The sequence below is a fragment of the Microcystis panniformis FACHB-1757 genome (assembly GCF_001264245.1).
GTDB lineage: Bacteria > Cyanobacteriota > Cyanobacteriia > Cyanobacteriales > Microcystaceae > Microcystis > Microcystis panniformis.
Genome location: NZ_CP011339.1, coordinates 5,265,287 through 5,281,257, shown reverse-complemented (window position 1 = coordinate 5,281,257; position 15,971 = coordinate 5,265,287). Strand labels below are relative to the sequence as shown.

16 protein-coding genes and 2 pseudogenes are annotated in these 15,971 nt (G+C 44.5%); 12 read left to right on the top strand and 6 right to left on the bottom strand.

The genetic code is table 11. The features are described 5' to 3' along the window. Window positions 1-119: 119 nt before the first annotated feature. Window positions 120-1,801: pseudogene (locus VL20_RS24825) on the bottom strand (hypothetical protein). A 328-nt stretch (window positions 1,802-2,129) separates the two neighbouring features. Between VL20_RS24825 and bchD the strand changes: the two are divergent. The 6 genes from bchD (at window position 2,130) to ispD (ending at window position 8,208) form a co-directional block, all read left to right on the top strand. After that, window positions 2,130-4,127 carry a magnesium chelatase ATPase subunit D gene (bchD, locus tag VL20_RS24820; RefSeq protein ID WP_052278130.1) on the top strand — a complete coding sequence of 666 codons (1,998 nt, stop codon included), beginning with the start codon at window positions 2,130-2,132 and terminating at the stop codon, window positions 4,125-4,127. A 356-nt stretch (window positions 4,128-4,483) separates the two neighbouring features. Further along, the gene (locus VL20_RS24815) at window positions 4,484-4,987 is read left to right on the top strand and encodes a hypothetical protein (protein ID WP_002761255.1); all 504 of its coding nucleotides are present in this window, start codon (window positions 4,484-4,486) and stop codon (window positions 4,985-4,987) included. A gap of 10 nt (window positions 4,988-4,997) precedes the next feature. Further along, a complete protein-coding gene (locus VL20_RS24810) occupies window positions 4,998-5,888 on the top strand; it encodes a hypothetical protein (protein ID WP_052278128.1) in 891 nt (296 codons plus the stop codon). A 183-nt stretch (window positions 5,889-6,071) separates the two neighbouring features. Continuing rightward, a complete protein-coding gene (locus VL20_RS24805) occupies window positions 6,072-6,749 on the top strand; it encodes a hypothetical protein (RefSeq protein WP_052278127.1) in 678 nt (225 codons plus the stop codon). A 236-nt stretch (window positions 6,750-6,985) separates the two neighbouring features. After that, window positions 6,986-7,384 carry a DUF1824 family protein gene (locus VL20_RS24800; protein ID WP_052278126.1) on the top strand — a complete coding sequence of 133 codons (399 nt, stop codon included), beginning with the start codon at window positions 6,986-6,988 and terminating at the stop codon, window positions 7,382-7,384. Window positions 7,385-7,527: 143 nt separating this feature from the next. Next, window positions 7,528-8,208 carry a 2-C-methyl-D-erythritol 4-phosphate cytidylyltransferase gene (gene ispD, locus VL20_RS24795; protein WP_052278125.1) on the top strand — a complete coding sequence of 227 codons (681 nt, stop codon included), beginning with the start codon at window positions 7,528-7,530 and terminating at the stop codon, window positions 8,206-8,208. Here ispD and VL20_RS24790 read toward each other — a convergent pair. Further along, window positions 8,203-8,820, bottom strand: a complete 618-nt coding sequence (locus VL20_RS24790; protein ID WP_052278124.1) for a serine O-acetyltransferase — start codon at window positions 8,818-8,820, stop codon at window positions 8,203-8,205. The two genes, ispD and VL20_RS24790, sit on opposite strands and share 6 nt — an antisense overlap. A 104-nt stretch (window positions 8,821-8,924) precedes the next feature. On the opposite strand from VL20_RS24790, the gene VL20_RS24785 reads away from it, so the two are divergent. Beyond that, the gene (locus VL20_RS24785) at window positions 8,925-9,875 is read left to right on the top strand and encodes a glycosyltransferase family 2 protein (protein ID WP_052278123.1); all 951 of its coding nucleotides are present in this window, start codon (window positions 8,925-8,927) and stop codon (window positions 9,873-9,875) included. Then, window positions 9,866-10,015 carry a hypothetical protein gene (locus VL20_RS31965; protein WP_167341570.1) on the top strand — a complete coding sequence of 50 codons (150 nt, stop codon included), beginning with the start codon at window positions 9,866-9,868 and terminating at the stop codon, window positions 10,013-10,015. Before VL20_RS24785 ends, VL20_RS31965 begins: the two co-directional genes overlap by 10 nt. Here the strand turns inward: VL20_RS31965 and VL20_RS30515 are convergent. Beyond that, a complete protein-coding gene (locus VL20_RS30515; protein ID WP_072926528.1) occupies window positions 9,973-10,146 on the bottom strand; it encodes a type II toxin-antitoxin system HicB family antitoxin in 174 nt (57 codons plus the stop codon). The genes VL20_RS31965 and VL20_RS30515 overlap by 43 nt on opposite strands. 430 nt (window positions 10,147-10,576) lie before the next feature. Between VL20_RS30515 and menB the strand changes: the two are divergent. From menB to VL20_RS24770, 3 genes and pseudogenes are all read left to right on the top strand, one after another. Beyond that, window positions 10,577-11,409: pseudogene (gene menB, locus VL20_RS24780) on the top strand (1,4-dihydroxy-2-naphthoyl-CoA synthase). A gap of 240 nt (window positions 11,410-11,649) precedes the next feature. Beyond that, window positions 11,650-11,952 (top strand): RNA recognition motif domain-containing protein, encoded by a 303-nt coding sequence (locus VL20_RS24775; protein WP_002759510.1) that lies wholly within the window; start codon window positions 11,650-11,652, stop codon window positions 11,950-11,952. Window positions 11,953-12,231: 279 nt separating this feature from the next. Next, window positions 12,232-13,317 carry a glycosyltransferase family 4 protein gene (locus VL20_RS24770; protein ID WP_002759508.1) on the top strand — a complete coding sequence of 362 codons (1,086 nt, stop codon included), beginning with the start codon at window positions 12,232-12,234 and terminating at the stop codon, window positions 13,315-13,317. Window positions 13,318-13,345: 28 nt separating this feature from the next. Here VL20_RS24770 and VL20_RS24765 read toward each other — a convergent pair whose 3' ends face one another. From VL20_RS24765 to VL20_RS24760, 3 genes are all read right to left on the bottom strand, one after another. Beyond that, window positions 13,346-14,116 (bottom strand): FkbM family methyltransferase, encoded by a 771-nt coding sequence (locus tag VL20_RS24765; protein WP_002759506.1) that lies wholly within the window; start codon window positions 14,114-14,116, stop codon window positions 13,346-13,348. A gap of 122 nt (window positions 14,117-14,238) precedes the next feature. Next, window positions 14,239-14,403, bottom strand: a complete 165-nt coding sequence (locus tag VL20_RS31385; protein WP_158499388.1) for a hypothetical protein — start codon at window positions 14,401-14,403, stop codon at window positions 14,239-14,241. Then, window positions 14,378-14,995: a DedA family protein gene (locus VL20_RS24760; RefSeq protein WP_002759504.1), complete on the bottom strand. Its 618-nt coding sequence runs from the start codon at window positions 14,993-14,995 to the stop codon at window positions 14,378-14,380. Before VL20_RS24760 ends, VL20_RS31385 begins: the two co-directional genes overlap by 26 nt. Window positions 14,996-15,064: 69 nt before the next feature. Here VL20_RS24760 and VL20_RS24755 point away from each other — a divergent pair, with 69 nt between their 5' ends. After that, a complete protein-coding gene (locus VL20_RS24755) occupies window positions 15,065-15,604 on the top strand; it encodes a pentapeptide repeat-containing protein (RefSeq protein WP_002759502.1) in 540 nt (179 codons plus the stop codon). Window positions 15,605-15,971: the final 367 nt, after the last annotated feature.

The window sequence follows — 15,971 nt, the reverse complement described above, 5'->3', positions numbered from 1 at the left end:
TTATCTGTCAAGTCGCGGGGTTTTGTCAAGCTTTTTTGGAAAAAAAATTTAACCGATACTCAAGGGGAGAAAATTGTCGACAGAGATATTATTTAATCTCCCCCGTGAATCGGTATTTTTCAGCTTGGCATTAACGCTTTAGTTGCCGAGGCACCAAGGCGATTTAATTGCCGATTAATTTGCCATCCGACGAGGGTTAAACCCAACCACTGACTGAAAATTGCCAAAGCGAAAGAGGGAAGTGTAGCGTATTTAGTAGCGGCAATGGGAAGAAAAGTAAAAAACCATAACAGCGGAGATTGACTGGGATCAACTCGCAAGACAGCAAAACAGAGAAAGGGGAAAATAATCAAAATGCCGATGCTAGTGGCTGCCAGCAAAGCGCGTTTATTTGTGCGGGCTAACATCAATAATTGGGCGATAGCGGCATAGACTAAAATCATGTTCATTGCCAAGAGAAACCCGGCTGCAGCGGCTAGTTTATATTGATGGAGAGGGGCGATAAAAATAGCGGGAAGGATAAATAAAATAGCAATAGCGACGTTAACAGCCATGGCTAGGGTAGAAGGGCTTTTTTCGCCAAAGATTAAAGCTTTCCCCAGACTAATGCCCTTTTTTCCTTGTAGATGACGATAGCGCGCCCAATCTTGGAGAGTTTGACGGGGGGGAGTGAGGGCAAAAAGGATTAACAAGGCAAAAATTGCCACAAAAACGCTAAGAATCGCAAAATTATCGAAAATATAGCTCGGTTCCAGAGTTTGGAAGACAAAACCTAGGCTAATAGCGCTAAAACAGCCCATCATCCAGTAACTTTGGGGTTTACTAACAAGAGTAGCGAGGGGATTATGGAAGCGACGCTGGATAATTCTGGTTAACCCGTAGGTGCAGAGGGCAAAATTGAGAAAAATTAAACTAATACCCGTTGTAACCGATTGCCAGAGAGATTGACCGTACCAACGCAGATCAAAGATTTGTGAGATTCCTAGATAGCCTACCGCATCGGGGGGGAGAAAGGTAGATTTAACTAGATAGGGGAGGACAAAACTAGGATTAAAGAGAATTAACCAATCAAAGGGGGTACGGGAACCACCATAGCCCGATGAAGTAAACATAGTGCTATAAAACACAAAGATTAAGACTGTAGCGCTGCCTAACCAGGGTTGAAATCCCCCTAACCATGGCGTGGCTAAAGCGAAACTGAGGGCGGCATGATAGAAAAAGGCACAACTAGCGATCAGAACCGCGTAGAAGGCTAAAATTAACGACAAGGGAATACCTGCTAATAAACCCGCCCCCAAGTGAAAGGGTAAAGCGAGAAGACAGACGAGATAGAGGAGAATGGGAACCCCGAAAAGTTTGCCGATAAAAATTGTTCTGGCGGGTTGGGGACTCAGACGGATAAAATTAAGTGTACCCCGGCGCTCTTCCCCGGAAAGATCGGCGATTAATTGATAGGTTCCCACCACTAAAAGAGCGAAAATGCCGGTAATACTCAGAAAAGTGAAGATATCTAACCACCATAACTGGGAGATAATCATCCATTGACCATTTAAGTCTTGGATACAGTATTTAATCCCACTATAGGGATAATAATCGTTGTTATTGGGGGATTAGCGGTACAGTAACGACTAAATCCCGCCGCTACCGACAAGTGATTTTGATAGTATAAATAAACTAATAATTGACCAACTAGGGAGATAATCGAGGCGATCGAGATATTTTTCGGGGTTAATCTTCCTTGCCATTCTCGCATAATTTGCGGGTTGGTTTCCGTAAGGCGATCGATTATTGTCGCTATCATATTTTTGTCCTCTCTACAGCCGTCAACAGGAGCTAATCCTAGATTAACCCGGCAACTTCTCGATCGGTTCGGGGTTGAAGAAATCGATCGAGATGCGGCTAAGTAGCTGGTTATAATTAAATTAAAAAGGGATTTTAGGTTCGATCCCCCTGCCCCCCTTGATAAGGGGGGTGCCGATCCCCCCTTAATCCCCCCTTGATAAGGGGGGTGTCTGATAATTTTTAACGCCTACCTACTTAAAATCTGAGTTCGGGAATCAAAAGAGGAAAAGTGCCAGACCAGTGAGCTTCTGTTTTACACTAGAATTTGGCCGCCTGAATCTAGATCTATGCCCACTGTGACCCTCAATTTTCCCCTGACTGCCGTTGTCGGCCAAGAAGCGATCAAATTAGCCCTACTCTTAGCCGCCGTGGATCCCGCCCTCGGTGGTGTGGTAATTGCCGGTCGTCGGGGAACCGCCAAATCAGTCATGGCGCGGGCGATACATTCTCTACTGCCACCGATCGAAATTATCGCGGGTAATGTCTTTAATTGTGATCCCAACAATCCCGACGAATGGGACGATCGCACTAAAGAAGAATATAGCAGTGGAGAGGTCGCCACGGAAGTTATCCGGGCCCCTTTCGTGCAGATTCCCCTAGGAGTCACCGAGGATCGTTTATTGGGTTCCGTCGATGTGGAAGAATCGGTGAAACAGGGGGAACCAGTCTTTCAACCCGGTTTATTAGCCAGCGCCCATCGGGGAATTCTCTACGTCGATGAAATTAATCTACTTGATGACCAAATTGCTAACCAATTACTCACAGTTTTAAGCGAAGGACGTAACCAAATCGAACGGGAAGGCATCAGTTTTCAACATCCCTGTAAACCAATCCTGATCGCTACTTATAACCCAGAAGAAGGGGATTTACGAACCCATTTATTAGATAGAATTGCCATTGCTCTTTCCGCCGATGGTGTCCTTAGTTTAGACCAACGAGTCACCGCCGTCAATCAGGCGATCGAGTATGCTGTTTCTCCCACCGCTTTTATCGCCCAATATGCCCAAGAAATCGATGATCTAAAAACCGAAATTATTCTGGCGAGGGAATGGTTAAAAGAGGTAAAAATTAAACCCGAACAAATTAGTTATCTAGTGGAGGAAGCGGTGCGCGGTAGGGTAGAAGGTCATCGCGCCGAGATTTTTGCCGTGAGAGTAGCCAAGGCGGCCGCCGCTTTAGAAGGTCGGGATTTAGTCAGTGCCGATGACTTAAAAAGAGCCGTCGAATTAGTCATTGTACCTCGATCGCTGATTACGCCACCACCTCCGGAACAGGAACAACAGCCACCGCCACCACCGCCCCCACCGGAACCGCCCCAAGACGAAAACCAGCAGGAACAGGAAGAAAAAGAGGAGGAGAAAGAGGAGGAAAAAGAACCGGAACAGCCGGATAATCTGCCGGAAGAATTTGTTTTCGACCCGGAAGGGGTTTTACTGGATCCCAGTGTGTTGTATTTTGCCCAGATGGCCCAGCGTCAGGGGAAATCGGGGGCGCGTAACCTGATTTTCTCGGAAGATAGGGGACGTTATATTAAGCCGATGTTACCCCGGGGCAAGGTGAAAAGAGTCGCCGTCGATGCCACTCTCCGGGCGGCCGCCCCCTATCAAAAAGCCCGTCGCTTGAGGAATCCCGAACGTCATGTGATTATAGAAGAAGGGGATCTGCGCTCAAAACGGCTGGCCCGCAAGGCCGGTTCTTTAATTGTCTTTGTGGTCGATGCCTCCGGTTCCATGGCCCTGAATCGGATGCAGTCGGCTAAAGGTGCGGTCATGCGTCTGTTAACGGAAGCTTACGAAAATCGCGACCAGATTGCCCTGATTCCTTTCCGGGGTGAGCGAGCAGATGTACTATTGCCACCGACCAAATCGATTACCCTAGCGAAAAAACGTCTAGAAACCCTGCCCTGTGGTGGCGGTTCCCCCTTAGCCCACGGTTTAACCCAAGCGGTTCATGTGGGGATGAATGCTCGTTTATCGGGGGATATCGGTCAAGTGGTGATTGTGGCGATTACCGACGGTAGAAGTAATATTCCTTTGGCGAAATCTTTAGGCGAACCGATTCCGGAGGGGGAAAAACCCGATATTAAGGCAGAACTGCTCGATATTGCCGCTAAAATTCGCTCTTTAGGCATTAAACTGCTGGTTATCGATACGGAGAAAAAATTCGTCTCCACTGGTTTTGCCAAAGAATTAGCCCTAAAAGCCGGGGGTAAATATTATCATCTACCCCGGGCCACGGAACAAGCGATCGCATCTATGGCCCGGGGGGCAATTGCAGGACTGTAGCTGGGGTTTGCCGAAAAAGGTTTTCCTGGGGGCAGGGTGTGGGGTGTGGGGTGTAGGGTGTAGGGAAGGAAACCTCTTTCATCTGTGGGGGTGAAAATTTTTTCATCGGGACTGCCTCCTGCCTTCGTTATTGACTCGAATTTTGCTGATTTTCTGTTTTTTTTCGGTCTGGTGTGAGAGAATCTAGAAAAACTTAACAATAATCAGCAATAAGCGAGAGATATACTACAAACAAACATTAAGTAGTCATGCAAAATTAATTACCTGCCCGATCGAGCTAAAACCCTTACGGGGCAATGATCGTCATGTGTAAATAATTTTGCCTAGGTACTTAGTAAGTTTTAATTAAGATAACTATGAACTTTCGATTTGGCAAAATCTTGATAGCAGGGGTATTGGCGGTACTTTTGCTAGTAACTTCCTGTGCTAAAGCTCCCTCACAATTTGACCAAGCGCAACAAGAAAGTACCGCTCGCGGGGCGGCGGCAGTGGTGAAAGAATCCACCTCTGGCGGCAGTTTTAATCGGTTTTTCCCGCCTTCTGGGGGAGGATACGAGCGCGTCTATACCCAGGAGAAAAAAGGCTTTGCTGAGGCAAAACTGAAGCAAGATGGCAAAGTTCTGGCTATGTTAGCCATATCTGACATCAGCAATAATCCCGCGGCGGCCAATAAATTCCAAGACAGTCAAACCACAATTAAAGGTTTTCCCTCTGTGGAACAGGGTGCAACCGCCAGCGCCGTTTTAGTCAATAATCGCTATCAAGTCAAGGTTTTATCGCGGGAGCCAGATTTTTCTTCCAGCGATCGCCAAGCTTGGTTAGCTAAGTTCGATTTAGATGGTCTAGCAAAGTTAAAGTAAGGAGACATCCGTGAGTAAGCCAATTTTTGAACTGGTGGACGAATTACCGACGAATAATCTCACCGTCAAAGTTCTCAAAACCCTTGATTATGTCGTGCCGGGACAGTGGGATAACCTAGTCGGGTTTAAAAATACGATTATCAAAGTCACCGGCGAAACCGACGAAAGCATGATCCAACAGATTGGCGATCGAGCCGTTTGGTTGTTTAATGATAAATCCCAGGGCTATCAACGGGCGCTCTGGCTCTACCAAACCATCGACAGCGCCGATAATGCCCTAGCCGCCGCCTCTCTTGCTAATGCCGTCGGTGGTAAAATTCCCCTCATGGGCGGTTTAATCGAAAAATTAACCCCTGCCCCCGAAAAAGCGCAAACCATCGATCTAACCTTGAAATTAGTGACCGAATTAGTCGCTTTTTGTCAAATCAATGGCATTCCGGGCGATAGTATCGATGATTTCGTCGCTTCTCTGGGAGATTATAGCGGCGAATCCCTGATGCGGATGGCGGCGTTAGTTTGTTTGGATGGTTTAATTCCCCTGGGGGGCAGTTTTATCCGCAAAGTGGAATCGGGCCTCAGCATTCTCACCCCGGAAGAATTAGAATCTAACTCCACTTTCGGCAGTATTAAAGAATTGATTCCGGGGGGAAATACTGCCAGAAAATTAGACTTTATCGGTCAAAGTTTCGACTCCACTAAAGGTTGGATGAGTAGTTTTGTCAGCCAGCGCAGTTTGAGCCAGCAGGGATTATTGAGCAAAATTCAGGGATTTATCGACTTTTCTGCCGATAAATTGGTATATGTTGGGGCATTCCTCGATATGACCACCAATTACTATGAACATACCGGTATTCAAACCCTGGCTCGTCGTTTAATCGAAAGAGCCGTGGCGGAAATTTAAGTGGCACCGGGGGCAGGGATGGACAGACCGATACCAAATCGGTTTTTAATAGCATGATTAAGTCCCAATTCAACTTTAAAAACCCAGTTATGGATGGTTTCCCCCTGCTCCGGCACTCACCCACTTTCCTATACATTTTCCACAGGATTTAGTATAATATACCCTCCCTAGTCCCTCAAGGCCATGAATCAGGCACAACTTATCCATGCCGCTAAACTCCAGGATCCAGCCGCTATTATTGCTCTACTTAACCAAAGTCTCTTAACCAGAAAAATAGAGGTTGTTGAAGCCACCCCGCAAGAAAATGCCCTGACTCTAAAAGTTCAATCCAAAAATATACCTAATCAACACAAGTTATTACCTTTTTTGTCGGCAGAAATCAAAAGCTTGGGCATCGATGGATTAGAACAAGTGATCGTTTACGGTATGACCGAGGCATCCGATATCCCCGCTTGGGAAGAATCGATAACCCTGAGTCAAGATGATTTAATCGTCAATCGTGTCACCAAATTAAACTCTTTGCCGATAATAACCGCAGAAATCGCCGAAAATGACCGAGAAGATGCCCCAGAAGCTTTGGAAGACTCTGAAACAACCGAAGAAAAAGCCCTAGAGAAACCGGAGGAGTTCACTGAAGCTGCTGAGAATATTGTGGCCACTGGTGAGCGATTTTCCCTATCTCATCGGAGACACTCCTCTTTTCCCCTCAGTATAATTTTGCCTTACCTAGCGATCGGTTTTGGTGCTGGAATTATTATAGGTGCTTACTTTGGCTGTCAAAACGCAGTGAGTGATACTAAATCCGTTGAGCATAGGCTACTTATGAGGACAGGCACTCATGCAATAGGCAATGGGCAATAGGGGGAATAAATAATCATTCTTTAATAACCGGATTTAGTGTGAAATGCCCGCACAACCCAGAGCGATCGAACAACCCCGATAAATTTTCCTGTCCCCAACCTGATATGATAAGACCAATGCAAAATTTTCCTATCTCTAAACCCCAATGATTTAGGGCTTTTTTTCTTGGGAATTTGTCGGTAAGGACAGCAGCAACAGTTTATTTTTTATCTTTAGCCCCACCTATCTAACCGCTCATGTCTATGGAAGAAGCCTTGAAACTCCTAAAAGAATATGGATGTATTCAACTAAAAATTGCCCAATCCCCCGAAGAAGAAGAAGCTCTAAGACAGGCAATTTTATTAGTTAACCAAGGTTCGGAATCAATTAATTTAGGTATCTGTGCCGATAACAATGAAGAGGGATTTAAAGCCCTGAAAAGTTATCTACAAGCCCTGGGATACCCCTTACCTAATAGTCTCCCAGAAGACCACCCAGAACAGGGAGCGGTGTATATTAAATACAATACCCAAAGACAAGCTTCCTATCTCGATTCCTATACGGGAACCTATCGCGGTGTCCTGGTTTCTTGTCAGTCAGAAAATGATCAATTAGTCGGTACTTATGGTCACTTTCCCCTCGATTTATTCTCTTAAGAGGCATAGTTTTTGGGTTATTTAAGCGATTAACCATCAGCCGGACAGTGATTACTGTTTACAAATAAGAGGCAAAAAGCTCCCCACTCCTGTCCACTGAATTCTCTTTCCTGACTCTTGTTAACTTTTTACCTGAAAAAAATATGTATTTGTTAATTCCAGCAGCGGGAATGGGTAAACGGATGGGCAGCGATCGCAATAAGTTACTGCTCACCCTGCACGGAAAACCTCTCCTGGCTTGGACTTTGCTGGCTGCCATGGAATCGAGGGCAATTATCTGGATTGGCATCATGGCACAACCGGAAGACTTTGAGGAGATCCGAACAATTATCACCCCTATAAATGCCCTTAAACCCGTGCAAATCATCCAAGGAGGTGAAACCAGACAAAAATCGGTTTACAATGGCTTACAAGCCCTACCAGAGGGGGCTGAGACGGTTTTAATTCACGATGGGGCGCGCTGTTTAGCCACTCCCGAATTATTCGATCGCTGTGCCGCCGCTTTAGCCACTTGTCAGGGTTTCATTGCGGCGATTCCGGTGAAAGATACGATTAAAATTGTCGATAGCAAGGGCTGGATTGAGGATACACCGGATCGCTCGCAGTTGTGGGCGGCCCAAACGCCCCAGGGTTTTCAGGTAAAATTATTAAAAGAATGTCATGAACAGGGGCGAAAATTAGATTGGGAAGTCACCGACGATGCCGCCTTATTAGAAAAATGTGGTTTTCCCGTCAAAATTGTCGTCGGTGAAGAAACTAACTTAAAAATTACTACCCCCGGAGATCTGGCAATTGCCGAATATATTTTAAGTCAACGTTTATAATTTTTCATCTACTGTAACGCCGTCCCGTTTAATAATACGAGCGGGAATACCCACCACCACACAATTAGGTGGAACATCTTTGACTACCACTGAATTTGCGCCCACGGTGACATTATCGCCGATGGTAATGTTTCCCAAGACTTTAGCACCGGCGGTAATCCTGACATTATTGCCAATTTTGGGGCGACCGCTTTTATCTTTATAGCCAATTGTTACCTGTTGATTAATCCAACAGTTATCGCCCAAATCCGCCATAACAATCGTACTAAAACCGTGTTGAATAAATAATCCTTTGCCAATCGAACAGGAAGAATCTAGAAATAAATAGGAACTTTCTCGATAGAAAAACCTAAGAATATACATAAAAAAACGGCTGAATGAACCACCTTGAAAAAGACGACAATAATATAAATTTCTAAATTCTTTTGCCTCCAGACACAGAGCTAACAATTGTAACCAATCTGCTCTTTTTTCCCGGCCTAATAACTCTACCCAACGCCGCACATCACCTAAGATAAGTTCTCGATTGTTAGCTACCTGAAAAGCAATGATTAAGGGTGAGAGCCAAAGAATACCCACATAGAAAAATAATTTTCGGAAGAAACTTTTCATCGTTGGTCTAAAATAATTGACGATAGACTTGCTTTTTGTTGCTATTGATTATAGTAGTATTGTAGCGAATAGTTCAACCGTCCCCCGTTTATTGGACTCCAACGATGTCAACTACCTTGCAGTTCTTTCCCGAAGTATCCGTGATCGTGCCAATTTATAACGGAGAGAAAGATCTACCCCCTCTCATTGATTGTTTAGCCAAACAGACCTATCCCCGTCAATTAGTTGAATATATTTTAGTTGATAATAATAGTAGCGATCGCACGGCAGAATTATTAGGAAAGGCAGCAGAAGAACAGCGGGGACTGAACCTGATCATTTTAAGCGAAAATCAGATACAAAGCTCCTACGCTGCTCGCAACAAAGGGATCAAAAGCGCTCGTTATCCTTTTCTGGCCTTTACCGATGCCGATTGTCGTCCCGCACCGCAATGGTTGACAGAATTGATCCAACCCTTTAGTGATCCTAACATCGGTCTGGTAGTGGGTGAAATTGCTGCCTTAACTGGTTCCACTTGCTTGGAAAAGTATGCAGAACGTCGTAACTTTATGTCACCAAAATTTCTTTTAGAACATTCTTTTTGTCCCTACGGTCAAACTGCTAACCTCGCTATTCGTCGAGAAGCTTTTCAAAAAGTTGGTTTATTTCGTCCTTATTTAACTACCGGTGGTGATGCCGATATCTGTTGGCGTATTCAACAACAAACCGACTGGCAATTAACCTACGCACCAGAGGCAATTATTTACCATCGTCATCGTTCTACCTTAGAAGACTTAAGAAGTCAATTAAAACGTTATGGGCGCTCGAATCGCTATCTTCACGAATTGTATGGTGTCGAATTGATGCGACCTTTAACCAATCAAGAGTTATTTTTTACTCTCGGTCGTTGGTTATTAAAAGAGCTACCAAAAAATACTCTCAAGTTACTGTTTGGTAAAGCAGATTTAGTAGATTTATTGGCTACTCCCCTCGATTTAATTGGGTTTCAGTCCCGCAGCCAAGGACAAGCCACGGCTAAACTACCCGAAAAAGCTAAAGAAATCGAATGGCTTTAATTCAGTTATCAGTTATCAGTTATCAGTTATCAGTTATCAGTTATCAGTTATCAGTTATCAGTTATCAGTTATCAGATGTGAGTTTTCAGTTCAATGATTACTGTTTACTGATTAAGGTTTCCTCTATGGTTTCTCCCTGAGTGAAACATCCCGGAAGGTCTTTAATTTCCGATACATATCCCCCGTCATCATCAGGATAAATTGTTATTGGATATTTTAATCCAAAATAAAACTCTAATGATTCAAGCTTAGTTTTATTACTTGTACTCATATTTTTACCTCTTTAAAGTTAGCAAATAGGATCAATATAAGTAGGTAGGTATTAAAAACTTTCAGATGCCCCCCTTATTAAGGGGGGATTAAGGGGGGACTAAGGGGGGATCGGCACCCCCCTTATCAAGGGGGGCAGGGGGGATCGAACCTCAAATCCATTTTAAATTTAATTATAACCAGCTACTTATTTTGAATAAATAAGTAGTCATGCAAAATTAATTACCTGCCCGATCGAGCTAAAACCCTTACGGGGCAATGATCGTCATGTGTAAATAATTTTGCCTAGGTACTTACCCAGAAAACATCAAGAAGGGAATCAGCTTTAAACCTTTTCGGTCAACTATCCATTCCCCTATTCTGGCGCTCCAGGCTTCAAAGTGGGGGACAAAATAGGGTAAGGTAAAAAAGCTGTGCCGATAACCGAGACTATGACCGTTGAATGGCAATCCGTCAAAACCTACGAGGATATTCTTTACCATAAATGGGGGGGAATCGCCAAAATCACTATAAATCGCCCCCATAAGCGTAATGCCTTCCGTCCAAAAACAGTTTTTGAGCTTTACGACGCTTTCTGTGATGCTCGCGAGGATGCCCGCATTGGGTAGTATTGCTCACGGGTGCAGGTCCCCACAGCGATGGCAAATATGCTTTTTGTTCCGGCGGCGATCAGACGGTGCGCGGTCAGGCGGGTTATATTGGCGATGATGGCGTACCCCGGCTCAATGTGCTGGATTTACAGAAATTAATTCGCTCCATCCCCAAGGTAGTTATCGCGCTGGTGGCAGGTTATGCGGTCGGGGGCGGTCATGTTTTGCACTTGGTTTGTGATTTAACCTTAGCGGCGGATAACGCCATTTTCGGCCAGACCGGTCCAAAAGTGGGCAGTTTTGACGGCGGTTTTGGCTCTAGTTATCTGGCCCGGGTGGTCGGTCAGAAAAAGGCTCGCGAGATTTGGTTTCTCTGTCGGCAGTATAACGCCCAACAAGCTTTAGAAATGGGTTTGGTTAACCATGTCGTCCCGGTGGAGGAATTAGAGCAGGAAGGGATTAAATGGTCCTTAGAAATTCTCGAAAAAAGTCCCTTGGCGATTCGCTGCCTAAAATCGGCTTTTAATGCTGATTGTGATGGTCAAGCGGGTTTACAGGAGTTAGCGGGCAATGCCACTTTACTCTACTATATGACCGCCGAAGGAGCCGAAGGTAAACAGGCTTTCCTCGAAAAACGTCCCCCCGATTTTAGTCAATATCCTTGGCTACCCTAATCAGTTATCGGTGAACAGTAATCAGTGAAAGGAAAGCAGAAAACCGCCTTGTAATACTGCTCACTTAATACTCCCTACTCCTACTGATCACCGATCACTGATCAGCTATGCTAGTTTAGAGAGAGTAGTTAGGTTCGGTAGCAGCATTGGTTTCAAACAGAAGTGGTTTTTCCCTGATGGCCTTGACTGGGTTGTGTCCGATCTCCTTCTCGAAATGGCTGTGATATTGGGAGACAATCCATGACGATTTACGTTGGTAATCTGGTTTATGACGTCACGACAGATGACTTGAAAGAGGTATTCGCTGAATACGGCACAGTTAGTCGCGTTTACTTGCCCGTAGATCGGGAAACGGGTAAAATGCGCGGTTTTGGTTTTGTGGAAATGTCCTCCGATGAGGAAGAAGCAAAAGCGATCGAAACTCTTGACGGGGCCGAATGGATGGGACGACAGATGAAAGTCAATAAAGCTCGTCCCAAAGAAGATAATTTTGGCGGTGGTGGCCGCGGTGAGCGCAAAAATTTCGGTCGCCGCGAACGTTAAAGAGATTCTTGGAAAATTGCAGAAGCGGTTATTTTTGATAACCGCTTTCCTATGGATAATTAATCAATCTGCGTTTGTTTTCTAACATCCTAATACTCCATAGGGACATTTCATCGTTTTGACGAAAAAAGCTAACGGACGCGAGGATATCCGTTCGTCCATAGATTTTGAGAATGTTATCAGGGAAAATCAAGATTTGATTCGCACCCACTCCCGCCTACCTTATTTGTTCTAATTTTCCCATCATCATCCAACCGCTGCCATAAACTTTGACAAAAAATGAAGATAGCAATCATCACAGCAACTCCCCAAAATGTCAAGCGCGGAAGTGGTACCTTCGTCACCAATATCCATCTGACTAACGAGTTGCGCTCCCAGGGTCATGTGGTTGATGTCTTCTCGCCGGCCAAAGCATCGGGGCCGTTAGGTTATATGGCTCATCGCTTTCTTTGGAATTGGCGACTCGATCCCCGTTGTTTTGACGACTATGATCTGGTGGTGGGTTACGATATGGATGGTTACGCCATCAGCGATCGCCTGAAAGTACCCTTTATTGTTTATATTCTTGGTATTATTGCCGATGAGGCCACCTTTGAGCGGGGTTGGGTGCGAACTTCTCTAGAATTGATGGCAAAAGCCGAGAAAGTGAACGTCCATCGTGCAGATCTGGTCATCTCTATCAGTGAATATTCCCGCACTAGACTCAAGCAACTTTATCAGTATGATGGCAATATCGAAATTGTTCATTCTCTAATTGATCTCAAAGGTTGGGATGCAGCGGTAGCCTCGGTCAAGTATGAGGAAAAAAACCGCGAGCAGAGGAGGCCGACTGTGTTTTGTGTCGGTGTCCAGTATCCCCGCAAAAATGTTGCCACTTTGATCCGCGCCGCCGCAATTCTCCGCCGTCAAATACCCGATGTAGAGGTAAGAATTGCCAGCAAAGGTCCTGAATGGAATAATTTACGCCGTCTGGCACAAGAACTCAATTTAGAGCAAAATGTTACTTTTCTCGGCTATCTTTCCTATCAAGAACTGATCCAAGAATATCTTGATTGTCAAGTTTTTTGTTTACCTAGTCTGCAAGAAGGATTTGGTATAGTTTTTGCTGAAGCTATGGCCAGTTATAAACCGATTGTCGCCAGTCGTTCCTCCTCGACACCGGAGTTGATTGAAGATGGTGTACAAGGTCTATTAGCCAACCCCTTAGATGCCGAAGATTTAGCCAGTAAATTAGCGGAAGTGCTTCTCAATCCAGAAAAAGCTCGTTCCTTAGGGAAGGCAGGTAGAGCGAAAGTTTCAGAATTTGATGCCCCGATTATTGCCCAACGTTTCAGTCAGTTATTAACCAATTTTCTGGAAAAATAGATTAACTTTGAGGATAAAAGTTCAACCACTAACGCACAGCGTATAAATGGAAAATATCCACGAATGTCAAAGGTAGTAATTCTCTTTTTTCTAGTTGAATTTTGAAGCCATTGTCTGCCAGCATTTGGCTTATTTGCTTTAAGCGTCCCTTTTGATCGTGAATTTCAGCCACTATTTGCTTGATTTTCGGCCAGTCTTTAGCTTCGATGCCTTGAAATACTTCGTATTCTTCTCCTTCCACGTCAATTTTCAGTAAGTCAATGGAGTCAATACCGAGTTCATTAATTACGGAAGATAGAGTTCTTACTTCACAGGCTACTTGTTCTTTTTCTTGGAAAAACTCTTCAAACAAATTTTCTATTTTTTGGGAATTCTGATCGACTTGAATATCTTCTAATTCAGCCAAGGTATCCTCTGGCTTTGTGGTTGAATTAGCAGACATATTGGGATAAAAAGTAAAGATTTTTGCTGGGTTATTCTCTGAACTTAATCCACAGTTAAATAAAACAACATCCTCTAAAGAATGCAAATGAATATTTTTTTGCAAAACCTCAAAAGTTGGCTTGATTGGCTCAAAGGCGAAAACTTTTGCTGTTGGTTCAACTCCCTTGACAAAAATAGAGAATAGACCGATATTAGCTCCAACATCAAAGATCACATCGCCTTCTTTGATGACGATATCATGCCCTTCATATTGCCTTTCAGTAAATATTTCCGAAAAAATGTATTCTGTTTCCTCTTTGCTACTACTGTAGTAACATTCCAATCCATTAGAAAAAGTAATTTTTTGGGCAATCACCGTTGATGTATGTATAGTTGCGATCTGGGACAAAATTATATTAACACCATGAATGGCTCCCCGTCAAGAATGAGGTAACAAGCCCCCTTCTTTCCAGGGGATAGCTAAAAGCTTTGATGTGCCTAGTTTCTAACCTTCTTTTTAGGTAGGAGAATTGTCAGATTCTGTCTTTTGCCTCTTGCCTTCAAAAGCTGATAACTGATAACTGATAACTGATAACTGATAACTGATAACTGATAACTGATAACTGAAATGACGGACTTAAGCCACCTTTTTCCGTGACTCAAGGATGGGGTGAATAATTGTCCAGGCCAGGACGATAATTAAAGCCAAGATACCAAAACGAGCCATAGAAGTAACTAACTGGTGCAAGGGGAACAAACGGCCTAAAAAGAAGGATAATGTCACCATAATCGTCGCCCACACCGTTGCTCCACCGAGATTACAGAGGAAAAAGCGACCGTAGGGCATTCGGGCAATTCCCGCCATGGGACCTGCAAAGATTCTTAACAAAGCCACGAAGCGACCGAAAAAGACCGCCCGGGGTGCATTTTTACTAAATTGTTCCTTGGCTAATTCTAGTTTTTGAGGCGGAATCCGAAAGAATTTGCCAACTTTTAACAAAAACGGCCAACCTCCAGCGCGACCGAGCCAATAGCCAAAATTATCACCCAAAACTGCTCCTGTAATTGCGCTGACTAAAACTAACCAATAGTTCAAATCACCGCTACCGGCAAGGAAGCCGCCGACAATGGTGATGGTTTCTCCTGGGATGGGAATCCCGGTATTTTCGAGGGTGATACCGATAAATACTGCCCAGTATCCGTATTGGTGGGCGATTTCTTCAATATTTTCTAGGGATAATAGCTCTAGGGACATGGAGCGCTTTCTTAACAAAGGTTTACGAATATTCTAAGATATTTTTACAGTATTTAACCGTGGCTGAACATGACTTTTCCCAGTATTGATTTATTAGCAATTCGTCGGGGTGAGATAAAAGATTTAGGGGGCATGAACTTGGCAGGGGCTGATTTAGCGGGTGCAGACCTAGCCGGGGCGAATTTACGGGCAAATTTACGCGGTGCTGACCTGACAGGGGCAAATTTAAGGGGAGCAGATTTTCGTAATGCCGATTTACGCGGGGCAATTCTCCTCGATGCAATCGTGACTGGGGCAAGTTTGGCCGGTGCTTTTTTAGCCGGGGCGGTTTTTAATCATCTAGATTTGTCCGGGGCGGATTTTCGCGGTGTCGATGGCCGGGGAGTGAGTTTTGTCGGGGCGATTTTAACCCAAGCGGATTTTACTAGCGCTAATCTGTCCGGAGCAGATCTGTCGGCAACCGATTTAGAGGAAGCAATTTTTTTCGGGGCGATTTTACGGGGAACAAATTTTACTGATGCCAATCTTCTTTGTGCTAGTTTAGCCTCGGCAGTAACCACGGGGGCAATTTTCGAGCGAGCTTGTTTGGAAGGGACAGGATTAACCTAAGTAGGTAGTCGTTAAAAGTTATCAGACACCCCCCTTATCAAGGGGGGACTAAGGGGGGATCGGCACCCCCCTTATCAAGGGGGCAGGGGGGATCAGAGGCAAAATCTATCTTCAATTTAATTATAACTACTTACTTAAATGGCTGATAGATAAAAGAAGATGAGTTTCTAATCGGTTGCTATCTGCCTCCATAGCTCCAGCTATTCTGAACCATTTAAACCCTTTGCTGCCCAGGGTCTTCTTCTTGTCCAAATTGATCAAGTTTTTGCCATCATCGACCAGAAAATTTAGTTTAATTGTCTGGGTAATCAGTGCCGTTATTGAAGAATTTTCCCCAACCAATTAGGCAATCAACCTAGTTCCTTAA